At 41.6% G+C, this 23,308-nt stretch carries 21 protein-coding genes; 11 read left to right on the top strand and 10 right to left on the bottom strand.

From position 1 onward, the window contains the following. Positions 1-257 precede the first annotated feature (257 nt). The 5 genes from BFP75_RS06815 (at position 258) to BFP75_RS06795 (ending at position 6,623) form a co-directional block, all read left to right on the top strand. The gene (locus BFP75_RS06815) at positions 258-1,655 is read left to right on the top strand and encodes a thrombospondin type 3 repeat-containing protein (protein ID WP_165776558.1); all 1,398 of its coding nucleotides are present in this window, start codon (positions 258-260) and stop codon (positions 1,653-1,655) included. Positions 1,656-1,768: 113 nt separating this feature from the next. Continuing rightward, on the top strand, positions 1,769-4,606 hold the full coding sequence (locus BFP75_RS06810; protein ID WP_099544495.1) for a TonB-dependent receptor: 2,838 nt from the start codon (positions 1,769-1,771) through the stop codon (positions 4,604-4,606). 158 nt (positions 4,607-4,764) lie between these two features. Beyond that, complete coding sequence (locus BFP75_RS06805) at positions 4,765-5,073, top strand: T9SS type A sorting domain-containing protein (protein ID WP_099544494.1); 309 nt, start codon at positions 4,765-4,767, stop codon at positions 5,071-5,073. 168 nt (positions 5,074-5,241) lie between these two features. After that, positions 5,242-5,565: a T9SS type A sorting domain-containing protein gene (locus tag BFP75_RS06800; protein WP_099544493.1), complete on the top strand. Its 324-nt coding sequence runs from the start codon at positions 5,242-5,244 to the stop codon at positions 5,563-5,565. An 80-nt stretch (positions 5,566-5,645) separates the two neighbouring features. Continuing rightward, complete coding sequence (locus BFP75_RS06795) at positions 5,646-6,623, top strand: acyl transferase (protein ID WP_099544492.1); 978 nt, start codon at positions 5,646-5,648, stop codon at positions 6,621-6,623. Here the strand turns inward: BFP75_RS06795 and BFP75_RS06790 are convergent. The 3 genes from BFP75_RS06790 to tyrS form a co-directional block, all read right to left on the bottom strand. Next, complete coding sequence (locus BFP75_RS06790; RefSeq protein ID WP_099544491.1) at positions 6,620-7,033, bottom strand: hypothetical protein; 414 nt, start codon at positions 7,031-7,033, stop codon at positions 6,620-6,622. The genes BFP75_RS06795 and BFP75_RS06790 overlap by 4 nt on opposite strands. A 144-nt stretch (positions 7,034-7,177) precedes the next feature. Beyond that, complete coding sequence (locus BFP75_RS06785) at positions 7,178-7,567, bottom strand: hypothetical protein (RefSeq protein ID WP_123803350.1); 390 nt, start codon at positions 7,565-7,567, stop codon at positions 7,178-7,180. A gap of 130 nt (positions 7,568-7,697) precedes the next feature. Next, positions 7,698-8,996, bottom strand: a complete 1,299-nt coding sequence (gene tyrS, locus BFP75_RS06780) for a tyrosine--tRNA ligase (protein WP_099544548.1) — start codon at positions 8,994-8,996, stop codon at positions 7,698-7,700. Between the two features lie 198 nt (positions 8,997-9,194). On the opposite strand from tyrS, the gene BFP75_RS06775 reads away from it, so the two are divergent. Beyond that, the gene (locus BFP75_RS06775; RefSeq protein ID WP_099544489.1) at positions 9,195-10,211 is read left to right on the top strand and encodes an NAD-dependent epimerase/dehydratase family protein; all 1,017 of its coding nucleotides are present in this window, start codon (positions 9,195-9,197) and stop codon (positions 10,209-10,211) included. Here the strand turns inward: BFP75_RS06775 and BFP75_RS06770 are convergent. The 3 genes from BFP75_RS06770 to BFP75_RS06760 form a co-directional block, all read right to left on the bottom strand. Next, a complete protein-coding gene (locus tag BFP75_RS06770; protein ID WP_099544488.1) occupies positions 10,183-10,626 on the bottom strand; it encodes a DUF4296 domain-containing protein in 444 nt (147 codons plus the stop codon). The genes BFP75_RS06775 and BFP75_RS06770 overlap by 29 nt on opposite strands. A gap of 88 nt (positions 10,627-10,714) precedes the next feature. Then, positions 10,715-12,049, bottom strand: a complete 1,335-nt coding sequence (locus tag BFP75_RS06765; protein ID WP_099544487.1) for a dihydroorotase — start codon at positions 12,047-12,049, stop codon at positions 10,715-10,717. A 1-nt stretch (position 12,050) separates the two neighbouring features. Continuing rightward, positions 12,051-12,779 carry a polyprenol monophosphomannose synthase gene (locus tag BFP75_RS06760; protein ID WP_099544486.1) on the bottom strand — a complete coding sequence of 243 codons (729 nt, stop codon included), beginning with the start codon at positions 12,777-12,779 and terminating at the stop codon, positions 12,051-12,053. Positions 12,780-12,908: 129 nt separating this feature from the next. On the opposite strand from BFP75_RS06760, the gene BFP75_RS06755 reads away from it, so the two are divergent. Genes BFP75_RS06755 through BFP75_RS06745 form a run of 3 tightly spaced genes read left to right on the top strand, consistent with a single transcriptional unit; the run spans position 12,909 to position 15,984 of the window. Continuing rightward, positions 12,909-14,579: an ArnT family glycosyltransferase gene (locus BFP75_RS06755; protein ID WP_099544485.1), complete on the top strand. Its 1,671-nt coding sequence runs from the start codon at positions 12,909-12,911 to the stop codon at positions 14,577-14,579. Then, the gene (locus BFP75_RS06750; RefSeq protein ID WP_099544484.1) at positions 14,579-15,232 is read left to right on the top strand and encodes a DUF4271 domain-containing protein; all 654 of its coding nucleotides are present in this window, start codon (positions 14,579-14,581) and stop codon (positions 15,230-15,232) included. Before BFP75_RS06755 ends, BFP75_RS06750 begins: the two co-directional genes overlap by 1 nt. A gap of 8 nt (positions 15,233-15,240) precedes the next feature. Further along, complete coding sequence (locus BFP75_RS06745) at positions 15,241-15,984, top strand: uroporphyrinogen-III synthase (RefSeq protein WP_099544483.1); 744 nt, start codon at positions 15,241-15,243, stop codon at positions 15,982-15,984. Positions 15,985-16,157: 173 nt separating this feature from the next. Here the strand turns inward: BFP75_RS06745 and pckA are convergent, their stop codons facing one another. The 4 genes from pckA to BFP75_RS06725 form a co-directional block, all read right to left on the bottom strand. After that, the gene (gene pckA, locus BFP75_RS06740) at positions 16,158-17,774 is read right to left on the bottom strand and encodes a phosphoenolpyruvate carboxykinase (ATP) (RefSeq protein WP_099544482.1); all 1,617 of its coding nucleotides are present in this window, start codon (positions 17,772-17,774) and stop codon (positions 16,158-16,160) included. A 259-nt stretch (positions 17,775-18,033) separates the two neighbouring features. Continuing rightward, positions 18,034-19,164, bottom strand: a complete 1,131-nt coding sequence (locus tag BFP75_RS06735) for a glycerate kinase (protein ID WP_099544481.1) — start codon at positions 19,162-19,164, stop codon at positions 18,034-18,036. After that, positions 19,161-20,630 (bottom strand): SLC13 family permease, encoded by a 1,470-nt coding sequence (locus BFP75_RS06730; protein WP_099544480.1) that lies wholly within the window; start codon positions 20,628-20,630, stop codon positions 19,161-19,163. Before BFP75_RS06730 ends, BFP75_RS06735 begins: the two co-directional genes overlap by 4 nt. Positions 20,631-20,641: 11 nt before the next feature. Beyond that, positions 20,642-21,031: a DUF423 domain-containing protein gene (locus BFP75_RS06725; RefSeq protein ID WP_099544479.1), complete on the bottom strand. Its 390-nt coding sequence runs from the start codon at positions 21,029-21,031 to the stop codon at positions 20,642-20,644. A 163-nt stretch (positions 21,032-21,194) separates the two neighbouring features. On the opposite strand from BFP75_RS06725, the gene BFP75_RS06720 reads away from it, so the two are divergent. Together BFP75_RS06720 and BFP75_RS06715 are read left to right on the top strand one after the other, a co-directional pair. Next, entirely contained in the window at positions 21,195-22,568 is a 1,374-nt protein-coding gene (locus BFP75_RS06720) for a saccharopine dehydrogenase family protein (RefSeq protein WP_099544478.1), read from the top strand. 52 nt (positions 22,569-22,620) lie between these two features. Beyond that, positions 22,621-23,091 (top strand): Lrp/AsnC ligand binding domain-containing protein, encoded by a 471-nt coding sequence (locus BFP75_RS06715; protein WP_099544477.1) that lies wholly within the window; start codon positions 22,621-22,623, stop codon positions 23,089-23,091. Positions 23,092-23,308: the final 217 nt, after the last annotated feature.

The following is a 23,308-nucleotide window of genomic DNA, read 5'->3' as shown; positions in this document are numbered from 1 at the left end:
GGTCTGAGGTAACTAAAAGTATTAATAAGCAATGGTTTAGCGGTATCCCCAATCGTATTTTGGACATGTTAATTTACCAAAAGTACAGATTATACCCGTATGACAAAATCGCTTAACGTTGATTTAATGTAGTAACATTAGGTTAACCTTTTTGCAATTCATATTTAACATGGGGGTAACCCGACTTTTACAACCCCTAGCGTTCTTTGCGGCGTAAATCAAATAATACTATTATGAAAATTAAAAACTTAAATTCTATGAAGAAGTTATTGGGTCTTTCCATTGTATGTTTTTCATTGGCCTTTGTAGCTTGTAGCGACGATGACGGTCCTGTTGACCCTATTGTAATTACAGACGAGGATTTTGACAATGACGGTATAAATGACGATGTCGATAACTGTCCTGGTACTGCGAATGCAGATCAGGCCGATTCTGATGGTGATGGTATTGGCGATGTTTGTGATCCTACAGACGATGGCGCTTCAAATCAAGTTGGGCAAACTGTTGTAGTGGACAGCGATATTACTGAAGATACTACCTGGAGTGCTGATAATCTTTACAATTTGGATGGTAGGGTATTTGTTACTAACGGTGCTACCTTAACTATTGAACCTGGCGTTATTATAAAGGCGAACGCTGGATCTGGGGTAAATGCCTCCGTATTGGTAGTTACCAGAGGAAGTAAAATTGAAGCTGCAGGTACCGCAACCGCTCCAATTATCTTCACTTCTGCCTCTGATAATATTGCCTATGGTGAGACTGCTGGTACTAACCTTACCCAAAATGACAGAGGTCTTTGGGGTGGTCTAATTGTATTGGGTAATGCACCTGCTTCTTTTGACGGGGACGCCGTTGCAGCGCAAATTGAAGGATTGCCAACCGATACCGATGGTGACAAAGGTTTATACGGTGGAACGGACCCAGCCGATGATTCCGGAACGCTTCAATACATCTCCATTCGTCATGGCGGTGCCTTGATTGGAGAAGGTAATGAAATCAACGGTCTTACTTTGGGCGCTGTTGGAACAGGTACAACAATTGACAACATAGAAGTTGTTGGTAACGTAGATGATGGTGTTGAATTCTTTGGTGGTACCGTGAACGCAACCAACCTTTTCGTTTGGGCCCAAGGGGATGATGGTTTGGATATTGACCAAGCCTATTCCGGTACCATCGATAATGCCATGGTCGTTCAAGGAGCAATTTCTGATCATGCTTTGGAAATTGATGGTCCTGAAGGATCTCTACAAGGGGCTTATACTTTGACCAATGCAACTCTTGTTGGACTTTCTAACAATGTGGAGAATGGTGAAATAGCCGACTTCCGTTCCAATGCCCAAGGCACCAATAGCAATATATTGGTTACTGGATTCACCGGAGTAGGTACAGATTTACAGCTTTCTGATGTTGAATTGGATAACGCAGGTGTTGCTGCCAACTACACTGCCGGTACACTTGTTTTCACCAATTGGGAAATCGTGTTGCCCACTGGTGTTACTACTTCCGCTGAAGTATTCAATGATACTACGGATAGTACCACTTTTGAAGCTGATGCCGCGACATTTTCATCTGCTGTAACTGAAGGTACGACCGGAGCCGATACTTCCGCTTTTGCTTGGACATACTCTAATGCAAAAGCAAGTTTAGGCTTCTAACAAATAAATAAAATCAAGTATAAATACTTTAAATTATAAAGTTGCTCGTCTTACATTTTTGGTAAGGCGAGCAACTTAATTTCTATAAGAATACCTGTTATAACTAAACTCATATGAAACTTAAATCGCTTTTTGTTTTACTTGCCGCATTTTCCATTCAGACCATCTTCGCACAAGAGGGTTTAATTTCGGGAACAGTGATGGATGGTGAATTTAATGACGTATTGCCATTTGCGAATATTACTATAAAAGGTACTACCAAAGGGACGACCTCGGATTTTGATGGAAAATACGTCTTAGAGTTAGAGCCTGGCACCTATACCGTTGTATTTTCATTTTTAGGATATGAAACCAAGGAGATTTCTGAGGTTGTCATAGCCCAAGGTGCGGAGGAAATAATCGACGTTACCTTGAACACACTTCCAAACGCTTTGGACGAAGTGGTGGTAACCACTACGGTTTCAAAGAATACGGAGGCTTCCGTTTTAAATTTACAGAAGAATTCCGTGGCCTTATTGGATGGTCTTTCCATTCAAAGTATTAAAAAATCAGGGGCTGGAGATATTGCCAGTGCCATTAAGGCCGTGCCGGGCGTTTCAGTTCAAGGAGGAAAATTTGTATATGTAAGAGGTTTAGGTGACCGATATACAAAATCCATCCTTAACGGTGTCGATGTGCCAGGTCTCGATCCCGATAGAAACACCCTTCAATTGGACATATTCCCCACCAACATTCTGGATAACATTATTGTAGTAAAATCCGCTACCGCAGATCAACCTGCCGACTTTACCGGAGGTGTGGTAGATATTGTTACCAAAGATTTCCCAACAAGAGCAGAATACAGTGTGTCTGCCGGACTTGGGTACAATTCCTCCATGCATTTTAACGATAACTATTTGACCTATGATGGCAGTGTTTCGGATCCATTGGGATATGACGGGGGAAAGCGGGATTTACCCATTTCACAAAACTTTGAAACCCTCTTGCCACAGCAAAATGGTCAAGTTGCAAGGATTACCACCCAATTGTTCGATTCAAATCTAAAAGCCTTGCAGGAACAAAACGGAATGGATTTTAGTTTTGGCTTCACAGCAGGAAATCAATATAATGTGAATGAGGATGGTACCAAAAAAATAGGTTATTTGGCCTCTTTATCCTATAGAAACAATACGGAATTTTATGAAGGCATTGTTAACGGTCAAGTCTTCCGTAAGCAAGATCAAGACTCTTCGGTTTTCGAGCTGATAGACGATAGAACCCAATCCGGTGATTTAGGCGTGAACAACGTCCTAATAAGTGGTCTTGCGGGGGTTTCATTCAAAGGCAAGTCTTCAAAATACAAATTAAATGTGTTACACATTCAAAATGGCGAATCAAGTGCTGGATACATTAGGCAGGACAATTTCAGTGTCAATTCCAATACCATCTTTAAAGATGTATTGACCTATACCCAACGTTCCATTACCAATGCTTTGTTGAACGGCGAGCACTCCAACGAGGACGGATCTTGGAAAGTTTCTTGGAAATTGTCACCAACATTTTCAAAAATATATGATAAGGACTTAAGAACCACACCGTTTAGGTTCAATACCGAAACAGGAAACTTTTCCATCTCCCCCAGTGAATCCGGTGATCCCAGCAGGATTTGGAGAGATTTGGAGGAAATAAACATAGCAGGAAAACTCGACCTTACCAGAAGGCATCAACTATTTGGAAGGGAAGCGAAATTAAAGTTTGGTGGAGCATACACCATGAAGCAACGAGACTTTGTGGTTGATCAGTTTTCCCTCCCCGTACAATCAAGACAGGGTAATTTCAGCCTTGGATTTGGAGGAGATGCAGACCAAGTATTGGCACCTGAAAATATCTATGACCCAAGTACCGGTGAAGGGACTTTCGTAAGAAGGGATTCCAATGTTTCGGATTCCTTTGATTCAGAAATGTCCGTAGCTGCCGGATATGTAGGTGATGAGTTCAAACTATCCGAAAGGTTGAACGCTATACTTGGTGTACGTTTTGAGAAGTTTGATCTTTATTATTCAGGCATTAACCAGGACGGTGAAGTTTTTGATAACGTCAATCTTCTGGACAAGGCAGATTTCTTTCCATCTGCCAACCTGATTTATGACCTCAACGAAGAGGCAAGTAGGAAATTTAGGGCATCCTTCAGTAGCACCACGGCAAGACCTTCTTTCAAGGAGGCTTCCAATGCACAGATTTTTGACCCTGTTTCCAGTACCTTTTTTATCGGAAATATCAATATCCAACCCACCTATATAAACAACTTTGATTTACGATTTGAAGCTTATGGTGAAAGGACCAACTTCTTTGCCGCAAGTGCTTTCGCAAAGACCTTTGATGACCCTATTGAACTATCCTTCATCCGTGAGGCAAGAGGTCAGTTCATACCCTTGAACCTAGGTGACGCGGTAGTTTTTGGTGGTGAGCTGGAGTTTAGAAGAAGTATGGACTTTATCCCTGGTTGGCAAGATTTTTCCTTTAATGCCAATGTCTCCGTAATTGAGTCCCGTCAATCCTTTAGTGAAGACGAGGAGGAAGCACGAAGGGACAACCTTAGGGAAGGTGAGGAATTTAAGGATTATAGAACGCTTCAAGGACAATCACCCTTTCTTTTAAATGTTGGATTCAATTATGACAACAATGACAATGGATGGCAAGGTGGCCTTGTTTACAACGTTCAGGGCAAGACCTTGGAAATTGTAGGTAACGGGGATATTCCAGATGTATTTACTTTACCCTTCCACAATCTTAAGTTTAACTTAAGCAAAGAGTTTGGAAAGGAGAAAAACAGCAAACTATCACTTCGCTTTGAAAACATACTTAATGATAAGATCGAAAGTGTGTATCAATCCTTTGGAGCAACAGATAAGCTATTTTCATCCAGATATCCAGGACAAGCAATTTCTTTAGGATATAGTTACCAATTTTAGGGACTAAAAATCTAAATGAATAAAAAGCCCGTCCCGATACCATTCGCGGACGGGCTTTTTGCATTTCATCGAAAAATTTAAAGAAAGCGGCCTATCCTGTTGACGTCCAGTGGGTATAATTCCTATATTTGTGGCATAGCATTTGTAACCAGCTATATATGAAGCACCTTTACCTCGTTATTTTCTTTCTTTTTTGTGCTGTTGGTTTTGGACAAAGTTCCCAAAATCAAGGGGATATAGAAGGTTTTAGCATGTATCCCAATCCGGTTACAAATGGCAAGGTATACATTACTACGGCCACGAACGGCCCAAAGGAAATCTTCGTATATGACGTCTTTGGGACCCTTATCCTCAAAACTACCATTATCGGCAAGGAACTATCTTTGAATGATATGGATGCGGGCGTATACGTCCTTAGGGTATTTGAAAAGGATAAAATGGCGACCAGAAAGCTCATCGTCAAGTAAATTTCACTCCTATATCTTATTTATTTCATGTCGATAATCGGTATGAAAAATCCGATGTATTGCAAGGGCTATCTTGTTGACATACAAAATAGTATCGTTTACAACATTTTTACATTGAACCTAGCGGATTGAAGTAACTTTAGGGTGTTGATCCCAAATCGATGCCCAATGAAAAAAATCTACTTTATCCTTTTAATGGGGTTTTCCTTCATGGTATATGGCCAGGACACAATTGATTTTCGAAAATTAAAGAATGAGGAAATCTCAGGTTTTAAACTATATCCCAACCCTGCCACGGCAGACATGGTCTATGTAACCACGGAGAACAACGACACCAAGGAAATACGAATCTATGATGTCTTTGGTGAGTTGGTTTTGACCGATCGTATCACGAACAAGACCTTGGACATCTCCAGACTTTCACCAGGTGTCTATGTTATCCAAGTAACCGAAAACAAAAAAACGATCAATAGGAAATTGGTGGTAAAGTAACAGTTTTCGAACCCGATTTACCCTACTTTTCAAGATACATTCTACAGGGTTCTTTACCTTTACGGGGAATTGAATATTCCATGGGCCCAAAAGGTATTTTTGATATTTCATCCAAGACCGAATTTGAAACCAAATGTTTGGAAGTTTTTCGATTTCAGTATCAAAATAACCAGGTATACCAAAGGTTCTGCGACTATTTAAATATAGAAGCGGAGCAAATTAAAAAGCTAACCGAAATTCCATTTCTACCCATTCAATTCTTCAAGGAACACAAGGTTGTTAGTACTTTGGACAAGGAAGAAATCATTTTTACCAGTAGCGGAACCACTGGCTCCGTCGCGAGCAAACACTATGTAACGGACTTGAGCCTATACGAACAAAGTTACCTGAAAGGCTTTGAAAGTAGCTACGGGCCTATTGAAAATTATTGTGTTTTAGCGCTTTTACCTTCCTATTTGGAGCGGGAGGGTTCTTCCTTGATTTATATGGTGCACGATTTTATAGGTAAAAGCAAACACCCTGATAGCGGTTTTTTTCTGAACGACTTGCGGAAATTAAAATCGGTTTTGATGAAACAGGAGGCCAATAAACAAAAAACCCTTTTAATGGGAGTGTCCTTTGCCCTTTTGGATTTTGCCGAAGTATTCCAATTGGATTTGGAAAATACCATTGTGATGGAAACGGGGGGCATGAAGGGACGTAGAAAGGAGTTGATACGTAAGGAACTCCATGAAATTCTCAAAAACGCGTTTGGGGTGCCGACTATTCATTCCGAGTATGGTATGACAGAATTGCTTTCCCAGGCCTATTCCCAAAGTGATACATTGTTCGAATGTCCACCTTGGATGCAAATATTGGTGCGGGATACCGAAGACCCCTTGACATTGCTACCTATGGGTAGGACCGGCGGTATCAACGTAATCGACCTTGCCAATATCTACTCATGTTCCTTCATTGCCACTCAAGATTTGGGAAAACTATATGACCATGGAAAATTTGAAGTATTGGGACGTTTTGACCACTCCGATGTTAGAGGGTGTAATTTAATGACCCTTTAATTCTTTTGGATCTCGTATAACAGGCCAGGTCCATCACACGCCATCCATGTATTTTGAAGTTTATCCGCAGAAATATATTGTAAGGTTTCGGTACCGTATCCATAGCAGCCACCCGCCAATTCCCCTCCAGTTTCAAAAAGTAGTTTCAGATAATCAGCATCGTCGTTGTCGAACTCTACCATCTCAAAGCTTCCTGTGGCTTCAAGCAGGCTACCATCACGTTCACTACTTTTGATAAAGGTACCGTCTGGATTGAAGATGTAATATTCCTGCCACTCCATATCATCTCCCTCTGTAAGGGAATTCGCCACACTACCTGTCATTTGGACAAGTTTCCATTTTTGACTAGAAAATTGCAAATCCCTATCCTTGAGCACCAAATCATCGTTGGTACATCCAAATACAAGCATAATAACCAATAAAGTTAAAAATGGCTTTTGCACAACTTCAAGGGGTTAATTAATTCTACCTTAAGATACTACAAATATTCATGGGTTGCGTTAAGGGAATGTGAAGTATTTTAAAAGATCCTCATTTTCATTCCTTTGGTTTTCTCAAGGCCTAATAAAAAAATAAGCCACCTCATCATCGGCAATTTCCGGCCTGTCCAAGTAGACCAAAGTCAATTGGTTTCCGGTAACTTCGAATTGATAGCTGGTGTTATCGGTAAAATCGAGAATATTGTTTTGACCGCCATACTTATATTCTCCCGCTTCCTTAAAAAATCGTTCACTCCCCTCATGATTAACCGTAAGGGTACTTTTTTGGGTATCGAATACCAATCTTGTTTCCGAGAAATCGACATCGGCATCGAAAGCACAGAAACAGCTTACCTCCTGCAATATCCATTCCCCGTTCAAACCGGTGTCCTGAATAATGGTGTCATTGTCCGAATCACAGGAAATCAGAAAAACCAAAATCATCAACCCTAAAAACCGATTCATCTGTTTATTTATATTGTTTTTATGGTCAGATGCAATTCGCCAATGACCCTCTCAGTGGGTATCAAGACTTGTTCTGGCTCATTTCATAAAACCATTTTTTAAGTAGATGGAAAAGTGTGGAAAAGGTTGCCTATTGGGTTACCGTAAGTACGTAATAATTCTTTTTGCCCCGCTGCAGCAACACAAACTTTCCATTGATCAGGTCTTCCTTGCCAATAAGGTAGTCCTCCTTCACCTTTTCCTTGTTTACGGAAATGGAGTTCTGTTTCAATTCACGTCTCGCCTCTCCATTAGAGCCCAAAAATCCTGTCTGTGCGGACAAGGCTGCAATCATATCCAACCCATTTTCCAGGGAGGCCATGGGCACCTCGGCCTGGGGAACCCCTTCAAAAATGTCCAAAAAAGTTTTTTCGTTCAGTGCTTTGAGGTCTTGGGATGTGGACTTGCCAAAAAGAATATCGCTCGCCTTCACGGCATTTTCCAAATCCTCCTTTGAATGTACCATTTCCGTAATTTCCTCGGCCAATTTGCGTTGAAGCACCCTTAGGTGGGGTGCCTGAGAATGTTCCTCAACTAGTTCCACTATTTCCTGTTTGGAAAGAAAGGTGAAGATCTTGATGTATTTTTCCGCATCGGCGTCCGAAGTGTTCAACCAATACTGATAAAATTTATAGGGGGAAGTTCGCTCGGCATCCAACCAGACATTTCCGCTTTCGGTCTTTCCAAATTTGGTGCCATCGGCCTTGGTAATCAACGGACACGTGAGGGCATAACCCTTCCCGCCGCCTATTCTACGGATCAGCTCAGTACCCGTGGTAATATTGCCCCATTGGTCACTACCACCCATTTGCAGGGTACAATTATGGGTCCTGAATAGATGGAGAAAATCGTAGCCCTGTACAAGCTGATAGGTGAATTCCGTAAATGACATGCCTTCCTTTGCTTCGGCGGAAAGTCGCTTTTTAACCGAGTCCTTTGCCATCATATAGTTGACGGTAATATGCTTGCCAACATCCCGTATAAAATCCAAAAATGAAAAATCCTTCATCCAGTCGTAATTATTCACCAGGACCGCGGCATTATCGGCATTGCTTTCAAAATCGAGAAATCTTGAAAGTTGGTTTTTTAAGGCTTCCTGATTATGTCTTAGCGTGGCTTCGTCCAATAGGTTTCGCTCCGAGGATTTACCGGATGGATCACCGATCATACCCGTTGCACCGCCTACCAACGCAATGGGTTTATGCCCTGCCAATTGAAAATGTCTCAGCATCATGACACCCACCAAATGACCTATGTGCAGGGAATCTGCAGTTGGGTCTATTCCCACATAGGCAGATTGCATACCCTCCATTAGATATTCTTCCGTTCCGGGCATTGCATCGTGAAGCATTCCTCTCCATTCCAACTCCTTTACAAAGTTTGAAGCCATGTTTAAAGATTTCATTTTGATTCCCTGCAAATATAAAAGGAATTACGCCGCTGATCAACCCTAATTAAGGAGGAATTTATCCAGGGGTATTTCCTACATTTGAACCTTCATAGAGGGATTTGGTATGCAGCCAAAGATACCTAAACACAAGTAAATGTTAAATATGAGTTGGTTGACATTACTTTAAACGAATGTAATATGGTTTTAGTCACCGGAGGTACTGGGTTAGTGGGATCCCATTTAATTTTAAGATTGGTACTGTCCAACGTCAAGGTCCGCGCCCTGTATAGAACACAAGAAAAGCTAAGGCACGTAAAACAGGTCTTTTCCTATTATCATGACGATCCGGAATCCATTTTTGACCAAGTGGATTGGATACAAGGTGATATTTTAGATCTGCCTTCCTTGGAAAATGCCTTTTTGGGTATGGAACAGGTATACCATGCCGCGGCCCTCATTTCATTTGACCCAAGGGACTTTAAAAAACTTCTAAAAATCAATGTGGAAGGAACTGCGAATGTGGTCAATCTCTGCATCCATCATAAGATCCGGAAACTCTGTTATGTAAGTACCATTGGTACCATTGGCAGAAGCGTCCCTGGAAAACATGCCACGGAAAACAATGATTGGAACGAATTGAACACGAACGTCTACGCCCTTACCAAGTATTCGGCCGAAATGGAGGTATGGAGGGGTTCTCAGGAAAACCTGGATGTTGTCATCGTAAACCCGGGCGTAATCATAGGTCCGGGATTCTGGGAGAACGGTAGTGGGAAACTATTCGCTATGGTGAACAAAGGTTATTCCTATTATCCCCCAGGGGGAACGGGATTTGTTTCCGTAACCGATGTAGTTTCGATATTGACAAGGCTGATGAAGGCCTCGATAAAGAACGAAAGGTTTATTCTTGTGGCCGAAAATCTTTCCTATAAGGAAATAATGACCTCCATATCCCATATTCTTGGAAGGAAACCCCCTAAGAAGGAACTTAAAAAATGGCAATTGGAAATAGGCCGTTTTTTTGATTTTTTGAAAACCTTGATTACCGGAAAACCTAGAACCCTTACCAAAAACTCGGTTTATTCCCTGTTACATCCTGAAACGTATAACAATGAAAAAGTGAAGAGGGCGCTGAACATCTCATTTGAACCTTTGGAAGCATCCATTGCCTTTACTTCCAAAAAGTTTATGGAAGACTGTCTTTACCCACAATAGGGGAAGGCTTCAAGCTGTCCAAAACAGTCTTTCTTGTGCGTTTGCTTTCAAGTAGTTTAAGACTATCGGTAATTTTTTTTTCTTCCTCAAGTTCAATTCTGGTGGCATCCAAAGAGGATTCCACCTCAGTATAAATAGCCTCATACTCTACTGGCAAGGAGGCATAGTATCGGTCACTTACCACAAATTGAGCACTATCTATCCCATATTTTTCAAAAACATACCTTGTGGGCTCTACGGCATTGTCCTTTAAAATTCCCAAATTGGCCCCTTTTGCAGCATTTATCAACGCCATGTCCCTTAAGATCAAGACCATCTTATCCTTTGGAATAAGGTTTTCCGGTTGTTCTATGAGTTTTTCACCACAAGCGGTGAGGCATGCCAATACGAGTATGACTATCCTAAATCTTTTCACACCTTTAATTCTAGGTTAACTATTTGATATTTCATAAATACTTTTAAGGGACTGTACGATTATGCTACAAAGTCCTCCTATGTGGTTTTCATCTATCAAAAGTGAGTCTTTTGGCATTCCTTTTCTTCGATAGTTTCCCGTTGTCATAGGCCAAATGCCCATTGACAAAGGTATGGGTAACCTTGGCCCGAAAGGAATTTCCTTCAAATGGCGACCAGCCACATTTGTACAAGATATTATCCTTGGAGACCTGCCAAGGATCTTGCAACGAAACGACGGCCAAATCAGCAAAATATCCTTCCCTGATATAGCCCCTCTTTGCAATATCGAACAACTTGGCCGGATTGTGACACATTTTTTCTACAATTTTTTCCAAACCAATAACACCTTCCAAATGTTTTTCCAACATGGCGGGCAGGGCATGTTGCACCAATGGCCCTCCGCTTGGGGCACTTGTATATGGGCTGTCCTTTTCCGAGAGTAAATGCGGGGCATGATCTGTTGCTATGACATCGATCCTATCATCCAACAAAGCTTTCCATAGAGCGTCCCGGTCCTTGGCCGTCTTCACAGCAGGGTTCCATTTGATCAAAGTGCCCTTGTCCAAATAATCGGTATCTGAAAACCACAAATGATGGATACAGACCTCGGCCGTAATTTTCTTTTCCTCCAATGGAATATCGTTTCGGAACAAATCCATTTCCTTATCCGTTGAAAGGTGGAATACGTGCAATCTTGCCCCTGTTTTTTTGGCCAAGGAAATCGCTTTGGACGAAGATAGATAACAGGCTTCCTCACTTCTGATAAGCGGATGATATTGTATGGGGATATCCTCACCATACCGGTCCCTGTATACTTCCAGGTTTTGCCGTATGGTGGTCTCATCCTCGCAATGTACGGAAATGACCATCTCCGTATTGCTAAAAATACTTTCGATCACCGCGTCATTATCTACCAACATATTCCCTGTAGAGGAACCCAAAAACAACTTGATTCCGGAACAGGCATTTTTGTCCAAACGTTTCAGCTCTTCCAGATTATCGTTGGTTCCCCCAAACAAAAAGGAATAATTGGCATAGGAAGTTTCCTTGGCCATGGCATGTTTTTCCTCCAGTTTGGCAATCGTTGTGGTCTGCGGGTTTGTATTGGGCTGCTCCATATAGGTCGTAATGCCTCCGGCAATGGCGGCCCTACTCTCTGTGGCTATATTACCCTTATGGATAAGCCCAGGCTCCCTAAAATGCACTTGGTCGTCTATGATGCCGGGGAGTATGTATTTTCCATCCAAATCGATGACGGTGGCTTCCCTTTCCGAAATATCCTTGGAGATTCGCGAAATATAGTCCCCTTCCAAAAGGATATCCAGTTCCTCAATGGAACCTTCATTTACGACCCTGCCGTTTTTTAATAGTATTTTACCCATTTTAAAATCTATTTTTTTGAAAAAGGCTGCGGAGTTTCATGATAAAAACGCCCCAGATAGCCTCACTGATTATGGAGGAACTCATCTTGGATTTACCTTTTACCCTATCCTTAAAGATAATGGAAACCTCTTCAATTCTGTAATTTTTCAGGTAGGCCCTAAACTTCATTTCTATCTGAAAGGCATAGCCCACAAAACGAACGGAATCCAAATCGATGTTTTCGAGAACATATCTCTTGTAACAAACAAATCCAGCAGTGGGATCATGGACCCGCATCCCTGTAATCATTTTTACGTACACGGACGCCCCATAGGACAATAAGACCCTATATAAGGGCCAGTTGACCACGTTCACTCCTTTTTTGTATCTGGACCCCACTGACACGTCGGCCCCTTTTTCACATGCCTTGAGCAATCGTAGGAGATCCGTTGGGTTATGGGAGAAATCGGCATCCATTTCAAATATATAATCATATTTTCTACCGATGGCCCATTTAAATCCGTGGATGTATGCCGTACCCAAACCCGATTTTTCCTGCCTCACTTCCAAAAACAGCTTATCCTGAAACTGCAGCTGTAATTCGCGCACACGGTCCGCAGTACCGTCTGGCGAGTTATCGTCCACAATAAGGACATGAAAGTCCTTTGGCAATTCAAAAACAGCATTGATTATCGCGTCAATATTCTCAATTTCATTGTAAGTAGGAATGATTACAACACTGTTGGACATCGGCATATACTATAAGGGCACAAAAATAGTGTTTTAATAATGGCGAAAAAATCACTTAGGGCCTTTATACAAATTTTACGAATTGGAAAACAATCTGAATTTGTAATTTTACGGCTTTAACGACCGCCAATGTTCGAAAAAATCCCTAGGCAATTTTATTATTTTCTCGCAGCAATTTTTGCCCTGAACCTAATACAATCCGCATTTACGGAACTGATTTTTGACGAAGCCTACTATTGGTACTACAGCCAACATATGGCCTGGGGCTATTTTGACCATCCTCCCTTGGTGGCCTTGCTTATAAAAATAAGCAGCTTTTTTTTTAATGGAGAGCTAGGCGTCCGTTTTATGAGCTGCATAATTTCCGCTGCAAATATCATGGTCTTATGGTCGTTGATCGACAAACCGGAAAAAAACAGGTACATACCCCATTTTTTCATTTTGGTCTTTTCCATGACTTTATTGAATGCCTATGGCTTTTTTACGCTTCCGGATACCCCTTTGCTATTTTTTACATCCTGTTTTCTTTTAACGTATAAATGGCTCCTAAAAAACCCAAGCTATCCAACGGCCATCCTATTGGGTGTTTTTATGGCCGCCTTGATGTATAGCAAATACCATGCGGTACTGGTCATTCTGTTCGTATTGCTGTCAAATTTGAAATTGGTACGGAATTCGTACGCATGGTTATCGGTTCTCATTGCTTTACTCTGCTATGCCCCACATTTTTATTGGCTTTATGCGAACGATTTTGTTAGCATTAAGTACCATCTGTATGAACGACCCAATGACGCCTATCAGTTTGAAAAGTATACATTGGGCTTTTTTGTAAACCTGATCGCCCTATTTGGACTGACCTTTCCGTTTATTTATTATGCCCTATTTAAAACCAAAAGCAAGGATCTGTTTACACGTGCTCTTATATTCTTGACCTATGGGGTCATCCTGTTTTTCTTTCTTTCAAGTTTCAACAGAAGGGTACAGACCCAATGGATCATTGTAATCTGCATACCCTTGGTTCTCATTGTATATAATTACATGCTGGAACATAAAACGGTGCTCAAATGGATTGTACGACTGGGGATTATAAATGCTGTGCTGATTCTATATTTAAGGGCCGGGCTTGTCTACCAACCTTTACTTTTCGACTTTTTTTACGAAAGTCATGGTAACAAGACATGGGTCAATGCAATCCGTGAGGAGGTAGGTGACATTCCGGTGGTTTTTGAAAATTCCTATCGCAATGCACCTATGTACGAATTTTATACTGGGGGAATCCCAACCTTCTCCCTGAACAATGTGATGTACAGGAAGAACCAATATTCCATAGATACATCCGAAGAACGGGTACGGGGCAAAAAAGTGGCCTATTTATCCAAATACATCAGTGATAATACGTTTTCATATACCAAACCCGATGGCTGGGACTATAAAGGCAAATACATTGAAGATTTCAATTCTTTTAGAAAGCTTGAATGTACTTTGAAAGAGGAAATCGTGGTGCTGGGTAGTTCCTATTATCATCTGCAGCTCATCAATCCCTATGACTTTGATATAGCATTGTCCAAGCTTACATTTTCAATTGCCTATTTGAGCCCGTATAAAAATACCTTGGGCTTAAAACCTGTCATTCCCAAACCTATAAACAATAACCCTTTGGTGTTGTCCAAAAATGATACTACGGACTTTATATTGGACATTCCTTCGTTTGATCAAGAAAAAGTGGGCTATATTAGAATCGTAATTTCAGAAAACGGACTGTATCCAGGCCTGAATTCCAAACCAATACCAGTGAACTAATGGAGCCAATTGACAGGATTACCGATAACTTGGACTGGATTACCCTTATCTTGTTTGGCAGTCTGCTCTTGGTAGTCATCGCCAAAAAGATTTTCTATACACGGTTCCTGAATTTTATCATTTTGCCTTTCAACAACAAGTACATAATTATGTACAACAAAAAAGAGAAGCTTTTCAATTGGTTTCATATACTGCTTACGGTATTCCAAATCATCAATATATCATTGTTCGCCTTTCTTGTTTGGAAAAGTTATGAAAGTCCCACAACATCCGCCTCAAAGGTGACTTTTTTTGTAATCCTTGGCTATCTTTTTCTTTTCGTTTTTGCAAAGTTGTTCCTACAACTGGGGAACGGTTTCATTTTTGGGTCCTATGGTACCATCAATGAATTACTGTTCAAAAAAACCTCTTATTTGAACTACGGAAGCCTTGTCCTATTTCTTGCCAATATACTTTTGTGTTTCGTGTTTATTAACTCCATGCCTGTAGTATTATCAGCATTTGCACTATTTCTATTAATTAATATTATAGGCTGGGTTTCAGTTATTAGGATTCATCAAAAATTCATTAGTTCCCACTTTTTCTATTTTATTTTGTACCTTTGCGCACTCGAAATTGCACCCCTAATCATATTGGGAAGCTTTCTAAAATAGTGTATCCTATGAAAGTAAAAACAATTTTGGTCTCCCAGCCTGAGCCAAAAATGGAAAATTCTCCCTATTCCAGGCTCATCGACAAAGAAAAAGTAAAGGTCGACTTTAGGCCTTTTATTCATGTTGAAGGAGTGGACGCCAAAGGCGTCCGTCAACAAAAAATTGATTTGAAGGACTTTACGGCCATAATTCTTACAAGTAGAAATGCGGTAGATCATTACTTTAGGATTGCCGAGGAAATGCGTTTCAAGGTGCCGGATACCATGAAATATTTTTGTCAATCAGAGGCCGTGGCCTATTACCTTCAGAAGTATGTGGTCTACAGAAAAAGGAAGATTTATGTGGGCAAACGTTTGTTTTCCGATTTGTCCCCGATGATGAAAAAGTACAAGGACGAAAAGTTTTTGTTACCATCCTCCGATGTTCTTAAGCCCGAAGTCCCCGAAACACTAAACACCCTTGATATCAACTGGAAACGCGGTATATTCTACAAAACGGTTATCAGTGACCTATCTGACCTAAGGGATGTCTACTATGATATTTTGGTGTTCTTTAGTCCGTCTGGGATTGAGTCACTCCTTCATAATTTTCCCGATTTCAAACAAAATGATACGCGAATTGCGGTCTTTGGGAATTCTACAGTGGAAGCTGCCACAGGTGCCGGGCTTAGAATCGATATAAAAGCCCCCACTCCAGAGACTCCATCCATGACGATGGCATTACAAAAATATATCACGAACGCAAACAAGTAAACTGCCTTGGGGCAAACCCACGAGGTATTCGCTGGAAACAAGCTTTTAATTTGGAGGCATGCCTCGAAGTATTATACCCTTTGGCGTCGCTAATAAAAGTTGCTTCTGAATCCAAAACAAAAAGGCCTTGCAAATTGCAAGGCCTTTTTGTTTTTCTATCTTTATTTATCGAATTAAGACGCGTATCGCTGAGGTCCTCCGCGTCTAATTTCCTCGTTGGCGTATTTTTCAAACTTTTTAAAGTTCTCCCTAAAGGCATTGGAAAGCTTAAAGGCCGTGGTATAATATTTTTCATCATTGTTCCAAGTTGCCCTAGGACTCAATACGGTGGTTGGAACACCTGGACACTCCCTGGGTTGCGCCACTCCAAATACGGAATGAATATGGTAGGAATCATAGGAATACAGGCCAAGGTCGCCATTGAGTGCAGCACTGATCATGGCACGGGTGTACTTTAACTTCATACGGGTACCAACACCATAAGGCCCACCGGTCCATCCCGTATTTACCAACCAGACTGCTACTCCTGTTTCCTTCATTTTTTTACTCAACATCTCAGCATATTTTGTGGGATGCAAAGGCATAAATGGTGCACCAAAACAGGCTGAAAAAGAAGGTTGCGGTTCTACGACCCCTGCTTCAGTACCAGCAACTTTTGCTGTATATCCAGAAATGAAATGATAGGCGGCCTGGCTAGGCGTTAGTTTGGATATAGGGGGCAATACCCCAAAGGCATCCGCGGTCAAGAAGAATATATTTTTAACATTTTTACCAATAGAAGGCTGCTGTATGTTGTCTATATGGTATATGGGGTAACTTACCCTGGTGTTTTGTGTTATTGACGTATCGGCAAAATCCACATTGCCATCCTTGTCCAGGATCACATTTTCCAAGATGGCTCCTGGTTTAATGGCATTGTAGATTTCCGGTTCCTGCTCTTGGGAGAGATTGATTACCTTCGCATAACATCCACCTTCAAAATTAAATACAGTGTTCCTACTGGTCCAACCGTGCTCATCATCCCCTATCAACTTCCTGTTTGGGTCTGTGGACAAGGTTGTTTTACCGGTTCCGGACAGCCCAAAAAATATGGCGGTATCCCCTTCCTCGCCCACATTGGACGAACAATGCATCGGCAAGGTTTCCTTAAACACAGGCAATATAAAATTGAGTGCTGAAAAAATTCCCTTTTTTATCTCCCCGGTATAGCCCGTACCACCAATTAGGGCAATTTTTTCAGTAAAGTTCAGTATCGCGAAATTGTGTTGCCTTGTTCCATCTTCTTCGGCATTGGCCATGAAACCAGGTGCATTGATAACCGTCCATTCCGGACTGAAATTCTCCAATTCTTCGTCGGTTGGCCGTAAAAACATATTATAGGCGAACATGTTGGACCAAGGGTATTCGTTTATGACCCTGATATTCAGTTTGTATTCCGGATCGGCACAGGCATAACAGTCCCTCACGAAAAGTTCCTTTGTGTTCAAATAAGCAATAACCTTGTCATACAATGCCGTAAACTTTTCCGGTTCGAAGGGAATGTTTACCGGCCCCCACCAGATTCTATCCTTGGTAATATCATCCTTTACGATAAAACGGTCTTGGGGAGACCTACCCGTAAATTCTCCCGTGTTGACGGCAAGGGTACCATTTTTGGTCTCTACGCCCATGCCAAGGTCGATAGTCGCCCTCTGTAGTGCTTGAGGCGATTCCTGATAATGAAAATTATCATGGTCAATTCCGTAATTTTTTAAAGATGTTGTCTTCGATTGGTAGGATGAACTATGCATAATTCAAAATATTAGTTTCCCAAAGCTATTAAATTTAGCGCTGAAGCCCTTGCAAATCAAGAGGTATTCGTGTATTTATCGGTAAGAAATATGAAATCTACGATGAATGATTGAATTTTCAACAAATAAACATCGGTATAAATACTATTTAGTAAGCAAGCCGTAAATTATTAGGGTTTGTATTGTTAAATTGATAAAATAATTTGTTTTTATTGCCGATTATATAATTAAAACAGCCGCCTTCCCAAAATATATGAACCTAGTATAAGGACTTAAAATACTCTGATACCCTACCTTGAAGTAGGTTCTTGGCATTTTCCATATTATATTCCAAAGATTTGTTGGGGTCCCCAATTTCTATGACATCCTTAACGCCGTTCGAGGTAAGCGTTTCCAATGGAACATCCAATTTACCGCAAACGGCCAGCACTGGAATATCATATCTGTTGGCAAGTTCCATAACCCCTTGAATCAATTTTCCCTGAAGGGTCTGATTATCGATTCTTCCTTCACCCGTCACGATGTAATCGAATTTTTGGGTATCCAACACTTCCTTGACCCCGCATAGTTCCAATATAAATTCGACCCCGCTGAGGAACTCCGCCTTAAAAAAGGCCTTGAGACCAAATCCGGTTCCCCCGGCAGCTCCTGAACCTGGTATTTCCGAAAAATTGGAACCAAATTGCCTTTCGTAGACATCCGATAGATTTCGCAATCCTTTGTCCAACTCCGTTATCATTGCAGCATCGGCACCTTTTTGGGCGGCGTATACAAAAGCGGCCCCATCTCTTCCAAATAGCGGGTTTTTGACATCGTTTATGGCGAAGAATTGAATCCCAGCCGTGTCAATAACATTCTCAGCCTTGGAAATCCTATGTATGTTCTTTAAATTTTTTCCTATAGGTGCCAGCGGTTTTTCGTGAGCATCCAAAAATTCAAAGCCCAAAGCATTTGCAATACCCATTCCCCCATCGTTCGTAGCACTGCCCCCCAATCCTACATATATTTTTTTGGCCCCTTTCTTTATAGCGTCTCCAATTTGTTGCCCGCTACCAAAAGTGGTAGTCAGGGCCGCATTTCGCTCAGCAGGTTCCAGAAGTTCCATGCCAGAACTATTGGCCAATTCTATATAGGCCGATTTGGATTTTTCATCCAACAGATAGTACGAGGAAATTTCCCTACCCAAGGGACCCAAAGTTTTCATTGCTACCCGTTTGCAGTCCTTATACGTTGCAATAGCGTCCAAAAAACCGTCCCCACCATCCGATGCCTTTACAAAATGGAAGGAGGCATCATCCTTTACCTGCCCAACACCCTGCTTAAAGGCAAAAAATACTTCCTCGCTCGTTAGGGATCCTTTGAACTTATCCGGAATGATCAAAAACCTCATTTTCTTAAATTTTCAGGAAAACCATTAATAACGATGTCCCACAGTTGTGGCAATAAGAAATAAACGAAAAGGCTCAGCACGATGATGGACATAATATTCATGAAAAATCCTTTTCGGACCATATCCGGAATCCGTAGATATCCGGAACCAAAAACCACCGCATTGGGAGGGGTGGCAACGGGCAACATAAAGGCACACGAAGCCGCTACGGCGGCACCCACCATTAAAACAAAAGGGTGCACGTCAATAGTCAAGGCCATTGGTGCCAGAACAGGAAGCAGCATGGCCGTTGTGGCCAAATTGGACGTTATCTCCGTTAAAAAATTTACCGCGGCAATGAGCACCAAAACCAAGATGAAAATTGGGAGCCCAGACAATGAAGTCATCTGACCTCCGATCCATACGGCAAGACCACTTTCTTCAAAGCCCTTGGCCAGTGCCATTCCGCCACCAAAGAGTAAAATGATTCCCCAGGGCATTTTAACGGCCTCGTCCCAATTGAGCAATTGCTCCCCTCTTTTTTTAGCGGGAAGCAAGAACAAAAGAATCGCAAAGAAAATAGCAATGATGGTATCGTCCAATCCGGGCAAAATATGCTGCAATAAAAATGAACGGGTAATCCAACAAAACGCGGTAGCGCCAAAGACCAGTCCTATCAATTTTTCCTCATAGGTGATTTTTCCCAGACCATTTTTTAGTCTTCTGATTTCCGCCCTACCTCCTGGAAATTCGACCTGTTTGAAGGAAAAGGCATAGCGTGTTAAATACTTCCAGCAAATGAATATAAGAACGATGGAAATGGGAAGTCCGAACATGAACCATTGCATAAAGGTGATTTCATATCCATAGGTGTCCAAAACCACCCCTGCCAAAACCAAATTGGGCGGGGTGCCTATCAATGTGGCCATACCGCCAATGGAAGCGCTGTAGGCAATGGCTAGCATCAGTGATTTTCCAAATAACAGGTTCTCGTCCTCCGCCGTAGCTGGATTATCCTTTAATTGTTTGATAATCGCCAGACCAATGGGCAGCATCATTACGGAGGTGGCCGTATTGGAAATCCACATGGATAAGAAGGCCGTGGCCACCATAAATCCCAAAATAATTTTTCGGATATCGGCCCCTATTAAATGGATGATGTTTAGGGCAATTCTTTTATGCAAGTTCCATTTTTCAATGGCGATGGCAATCACAAACCCTCCCATGTACAGAAATACGTATTTATGGCCAAAAGACCCCGAAGTAGCCGTAAGGTCCAACCCTCCCGAAAGCGGAAAAAGCACGATCGGCAATAGTGCCGTCACGGCGATTGGAATGGCCTCCGTAATCCACCAGATAGCAATCCAAACCGTTGATGCCAACACTGCGTTGGCTTCCTTTGACAAACCTTCCGGATGAAAGAAACAAAGAATCAATACAAAGGAAATTGGACCTAATATAAGTCCCAATAATTTTGAGCTATTCATAACCTAAATAGTTATTTCAGGGTTGATTTATAGATTTGAACTCCCAAATATACCCATGCGGCCAGCAAAAATGTTCCGCCAATGGGAGTAATAAACCCAAGGGTCCTAAAATCAAATGCGGTAATCTCATTTAAGGCCAAGAGATAAATAGAAAATGAAAAAAAGACCACGCCGATCAAGACCAGCCCGTATACTATCCGTTGGGTCTTTTCAGCGATTCCGGGCAATGATCCCAAAATGAACGGGAAAAAGGCGTGATACATTTGGTAGCGAACGCCTGTTTCAAAAGTAGCTACGGCATCCGGAGTTACCAATTTCTCCAACCCGTGTGCCCCAAAGGCACCTAAAGCAACCGCCAAAAATCCTAAAAGGGATGCGGTAATCAGTATTGTTTTTTTCATCTAACCAAAAACTAAATGGAATACTAAGGTTCACTTTACAAGGTACTCAATTGTTCAGTAACGATTCAAAGTTGATTCTATAACTTTATCGATATGTATTCTTACATATGTAACAAATTGATACCTTCGTATAGTCAATCATACTCAAAAGTACATAATAAGAATGTTGCGAAAAATTTTGATCATAGGGGCAGGAAAATCTACTTCCTTTTTATTGGATTATTTATTGGGAAAATCAGGGTCAGAAAATCTTAGGGTCACCATTGGCGACCTTGATACCTCGTCCATTCCTGAAAATATAAAGTCGCACCCCAATTGTTCCATTCGCACACTGGATATCTTTAAAGAGAATGAACGTATATTGGCGATAAAGGAGTCGGATTTGGTAATTTCCATGCTACCGGCAAGATTCCACATCAAAATTGCGGAAGACTGCCTAACCTATAAAAAGCATCTGGTTACAGCTTCCTATATAAGTCCGGAGCTTAAAAAACTCAACGAAAAAGTTACAGAAAGCGGTTTGGTCTTCATGAACGAAATTGGGTTGGATCCTGGTATCGACCACATGAGCGCCATGCAAGTCATTGACCGTATCCGGGACAAAGGGGGTAAAATTTTGTTGTTCGAATCGTTTTGTGGCGGTCTTGTGGCGCCGGAGTTTGATAACAACCTATGGAACTATAAGTTTACATGGAACCCAAGAAACGTGGTCCTTGCCGGCCAAGGGGGTACGGCCAAGTTCATTCAGGAAGGCACCTACAAATACATCCCGTACCACAAGTTGTTCAGGCGGACGGAATTCTTTGACGTAGAGGATTTTGGCAAATTTGAAGGTTATGCCAATAGGGATTCCCTCAATTACCGGGAAGCCTACGGCTTACAGGATGCACTCACCATTTATAGGGGTACCATGCGGCGCGTAGGGTTCTCAAAGGCATGGAACATCTTTGTGCAATTAGGCGCTACGGACGACACCTATATAATCGAAGATTCAGAAAATATGACCTATAGGGAATTCATCAATCTTTTTCTTCCCTACTCCCCAACGGATTCTGTGGAGCTGAAACTCAGGCACTATCTAAAAATAGATCAGGACGACAGTACTTGGGAGAAACTCCTTGAACTGAACCTTTTTGACAAGTCAAAAAAAATAGGTATCCCCGAAGCTACTCCGGCACAGGCACTACAGAGAATTTTGGAAGACAAATGGACCTTGGGCGAAAAGGAAAAGGATATGATCGTCATGTACCATAAATTTGGGTATAAGCTAAACGGGGAGAAAAAACAAATAGATTCCAAATTGGTGGTTATTGGTGAGGACCGTGTCCATACGGCCATGGCAAAGACCGTTGGTTTACCCGTTGCTATAGCCGCACTAAAAATTTTGAACGGACACATCACCACTCCAGGGGTCCAAATCCCTATTTCCAAAGAGGTATACCAACCCATCCTCAAGGAATTGGAGACCTTGGGCATCAATTTTAAGGAATACGAAGTTCCCTATTTGGGATATAACCCTGATTCGGTAGCAAGTTAATCACATATTCAAGGTATTTGTGTAATTTTGATTTCAATTTGAAATCATATTCATGAAGTCGGATAACAAAAACACCAAGATAGACGGTATTGACAAAAAAATATTACGGTTTTTAATGGAGGATGCCAGAAAACCGGTATTGGAAATTGCCCGAAGCATAGGTATTTCTGGAGCGGCTATTCATCAGAGGTTACGCAAGCTGGAGGCTTCAGGACTATTGGCCGGTTCCAAGTTCATTATCAACCCCAGGGCCATGGGTTATACCACGATGGCCTACATCGGCATTTATTTGGACAAGGCCATGAGCAATCCGGCAGCGGTGAAACAATTGGAAAAAATCCCCGAAGTTTTGGAATGCCATTATACTACGGGAAACTGGTCCATCCTAATCAAAATTCTCTGTAAGGACAACGAACATTTGATGCATGTGCTCAACAAGGAAATCCAACAAATTGAAGGGGTATCAAGAACAGAGACCTTTATTTCGCTGGCACAGCAAATAGACCGGCAGATAACGATATAAAACCATCATCGAGGCATTTATTATGCCGATAAAAAGCCTTTATAAAGGGAAATGTTGCCGATCAGATAACTTCCCAAAAATTAAAAACATAAAAAAGCCTTCCCAAATTTGGAAAGGCTTTTAAATTTTTTGACTTAGGCATTTAACCACTAATATTTTTGATATAGCATGGCGGGGTATTTACCATCCTGAGCATCAGGTTGTCGAATATGCCCTC

The sequence above is a fragment of the Maribacter sp. 4G9 genome (genome assembly GCF_002742265.1).
Classification (GTDB): Bacteria; Bacteroidota; Bacteroidia; order Flavobacteriales; family Flavobacteriaceae; genus Maribacter.
This window is presented reverse-complemented; position numbering and strand designations above follow the sequence as displayed.

Coding starts and splice junctions, on each gene's coding strand:
- BFP75_RS06815 (WP_165776558.1), top strand. CDS start 258: ATGAAGAAGTTATTGGGTCTTTCCATTGTATGTTTTTCATTGGCCTTT.
- BFP75_RS06810 (WP_099544495.1), top strand. CDS start 1,769: ATGAAACTTAAATCGCTTTTTGTTTTACTTGCCGCATTTTCCATTCAG.
- BFP75_RS06805 (WP_099544494.1), top strand. CDS start 4,765: ATGAAGCACCTTTACCTCGTTATTTTCTTTCTTTTTTGTGCTGTTGGT.
- BFP75_RS06800 (WP_099544493.1), top strand. CDS start 5,242: ATGAAAAAAATCTACTTTATCCTTTTAATGGGGTTTTCCTTCATGGTA.
- BFP75_RS06795 (WP_099544492.1), top strand. CDS start 5,646: ATGGGCCCAAAAGGTATTTTTGATATTTCATCCAAGACCGAATTTGAA.
- BFP75_RS06790 (WP_099544491.1), bottom strand. CDS start 7,033: ATGCTTGTATTTGGATGTACCAACGATGATTTGGTGCTCAAGGATAGG.
- BFP75_RS06785 (WP_123803350.1), bottom strand. CDS start 7,567: ATGAATCGGTTTTTAGGGTTGATGATTTTGGTTTTTCTGATTTCCTGT.
- tyrS (WP_099544548.1), bottom strand. CDS start 8,996: ATGGCTTCAAACTTTGTAAAGGAGTTGGAATGGAGAGGAATGCTTCAC.
- BFP75_RS06775 (WP_099544489.1), top strand. CDS start 9,195: ATGGTTTTAGTCACCGGAGGTACTGGGTTAGTGGGATCCCATTTAATT.
- BFP75_RS06765 (WP_099544487.1), bottom strand. CDS start 12,049: ATGGGTAAAATACTATTAAAAAACGGCAGGGTCGTAAATGAAGGTTCC.
- BFP75_RS06760 (WP_099544486.1), bottom strand. CDS start 12,779: ATGTCCAACAGTGTTGTAATCATTCCTACTTACAATGAAATTGAGAAT.
- BFP75_RS06755 (WP_099544485.1), top strand. CDS start 12,909: ATGTTCGAAAAAATCCCTAGGCAATTTTATTATTTTCTCGCAGCAATT.
- BFP75_RS06750 (WP_099544484.1), top strand. CDS start 14,579: ATGGAGCCAATTGACAGGATTACCGATAACTTGGACTGGATTACCCTT.
- BFP75_RS06745 (WP_099544483.1), top strand. CDS start 15,241: ATGAAAGTAAAAACAATTTTGGTCTCCCAGCCTGAGCCAAAAATGGAA.
- pckA (WP_099544482.1), bottom strand. CDS start 17,774: ATGCATAGTTCATCCTACCAATCGAAGACAACATCTTTAAAAAATTAC.
- BFP75_RS06735 (WP_099544481.1), bottom strand. CDS start 19,164: ATGAGGTTTTTGATCATTCCGGATAAGTTCAAAGGATCCCTAACGAGC.
- BFP75_RS06730 (WP_099544480.1), bottom strand. CDS start 20,630: ATGAATAGCTCAAAATTATTGGGACTTATATTAGGTCCAATTTCCTTT.
- BFP75_RS06725 (WP_099544479.1), bottom strand. CDS start 21,031: ATGAAAAAAACAATACTGATTACCGCATCCCTTTTAGGATTTTTGGCG.
- BFP75_RS06720 (WP_099544478.1), top strand. CDS start 21,195: ATGTTGCGAAAAATTTTGATCATAGGGGCAGGAAAATCTACTTCCTTT.
- BFP75_RS06715 (WP_099544477.1), top strand. CDS start 22,621: ATGAAGTCGGATAACAAAAACACCAAGATAGACGGTATTGACAAAAAA.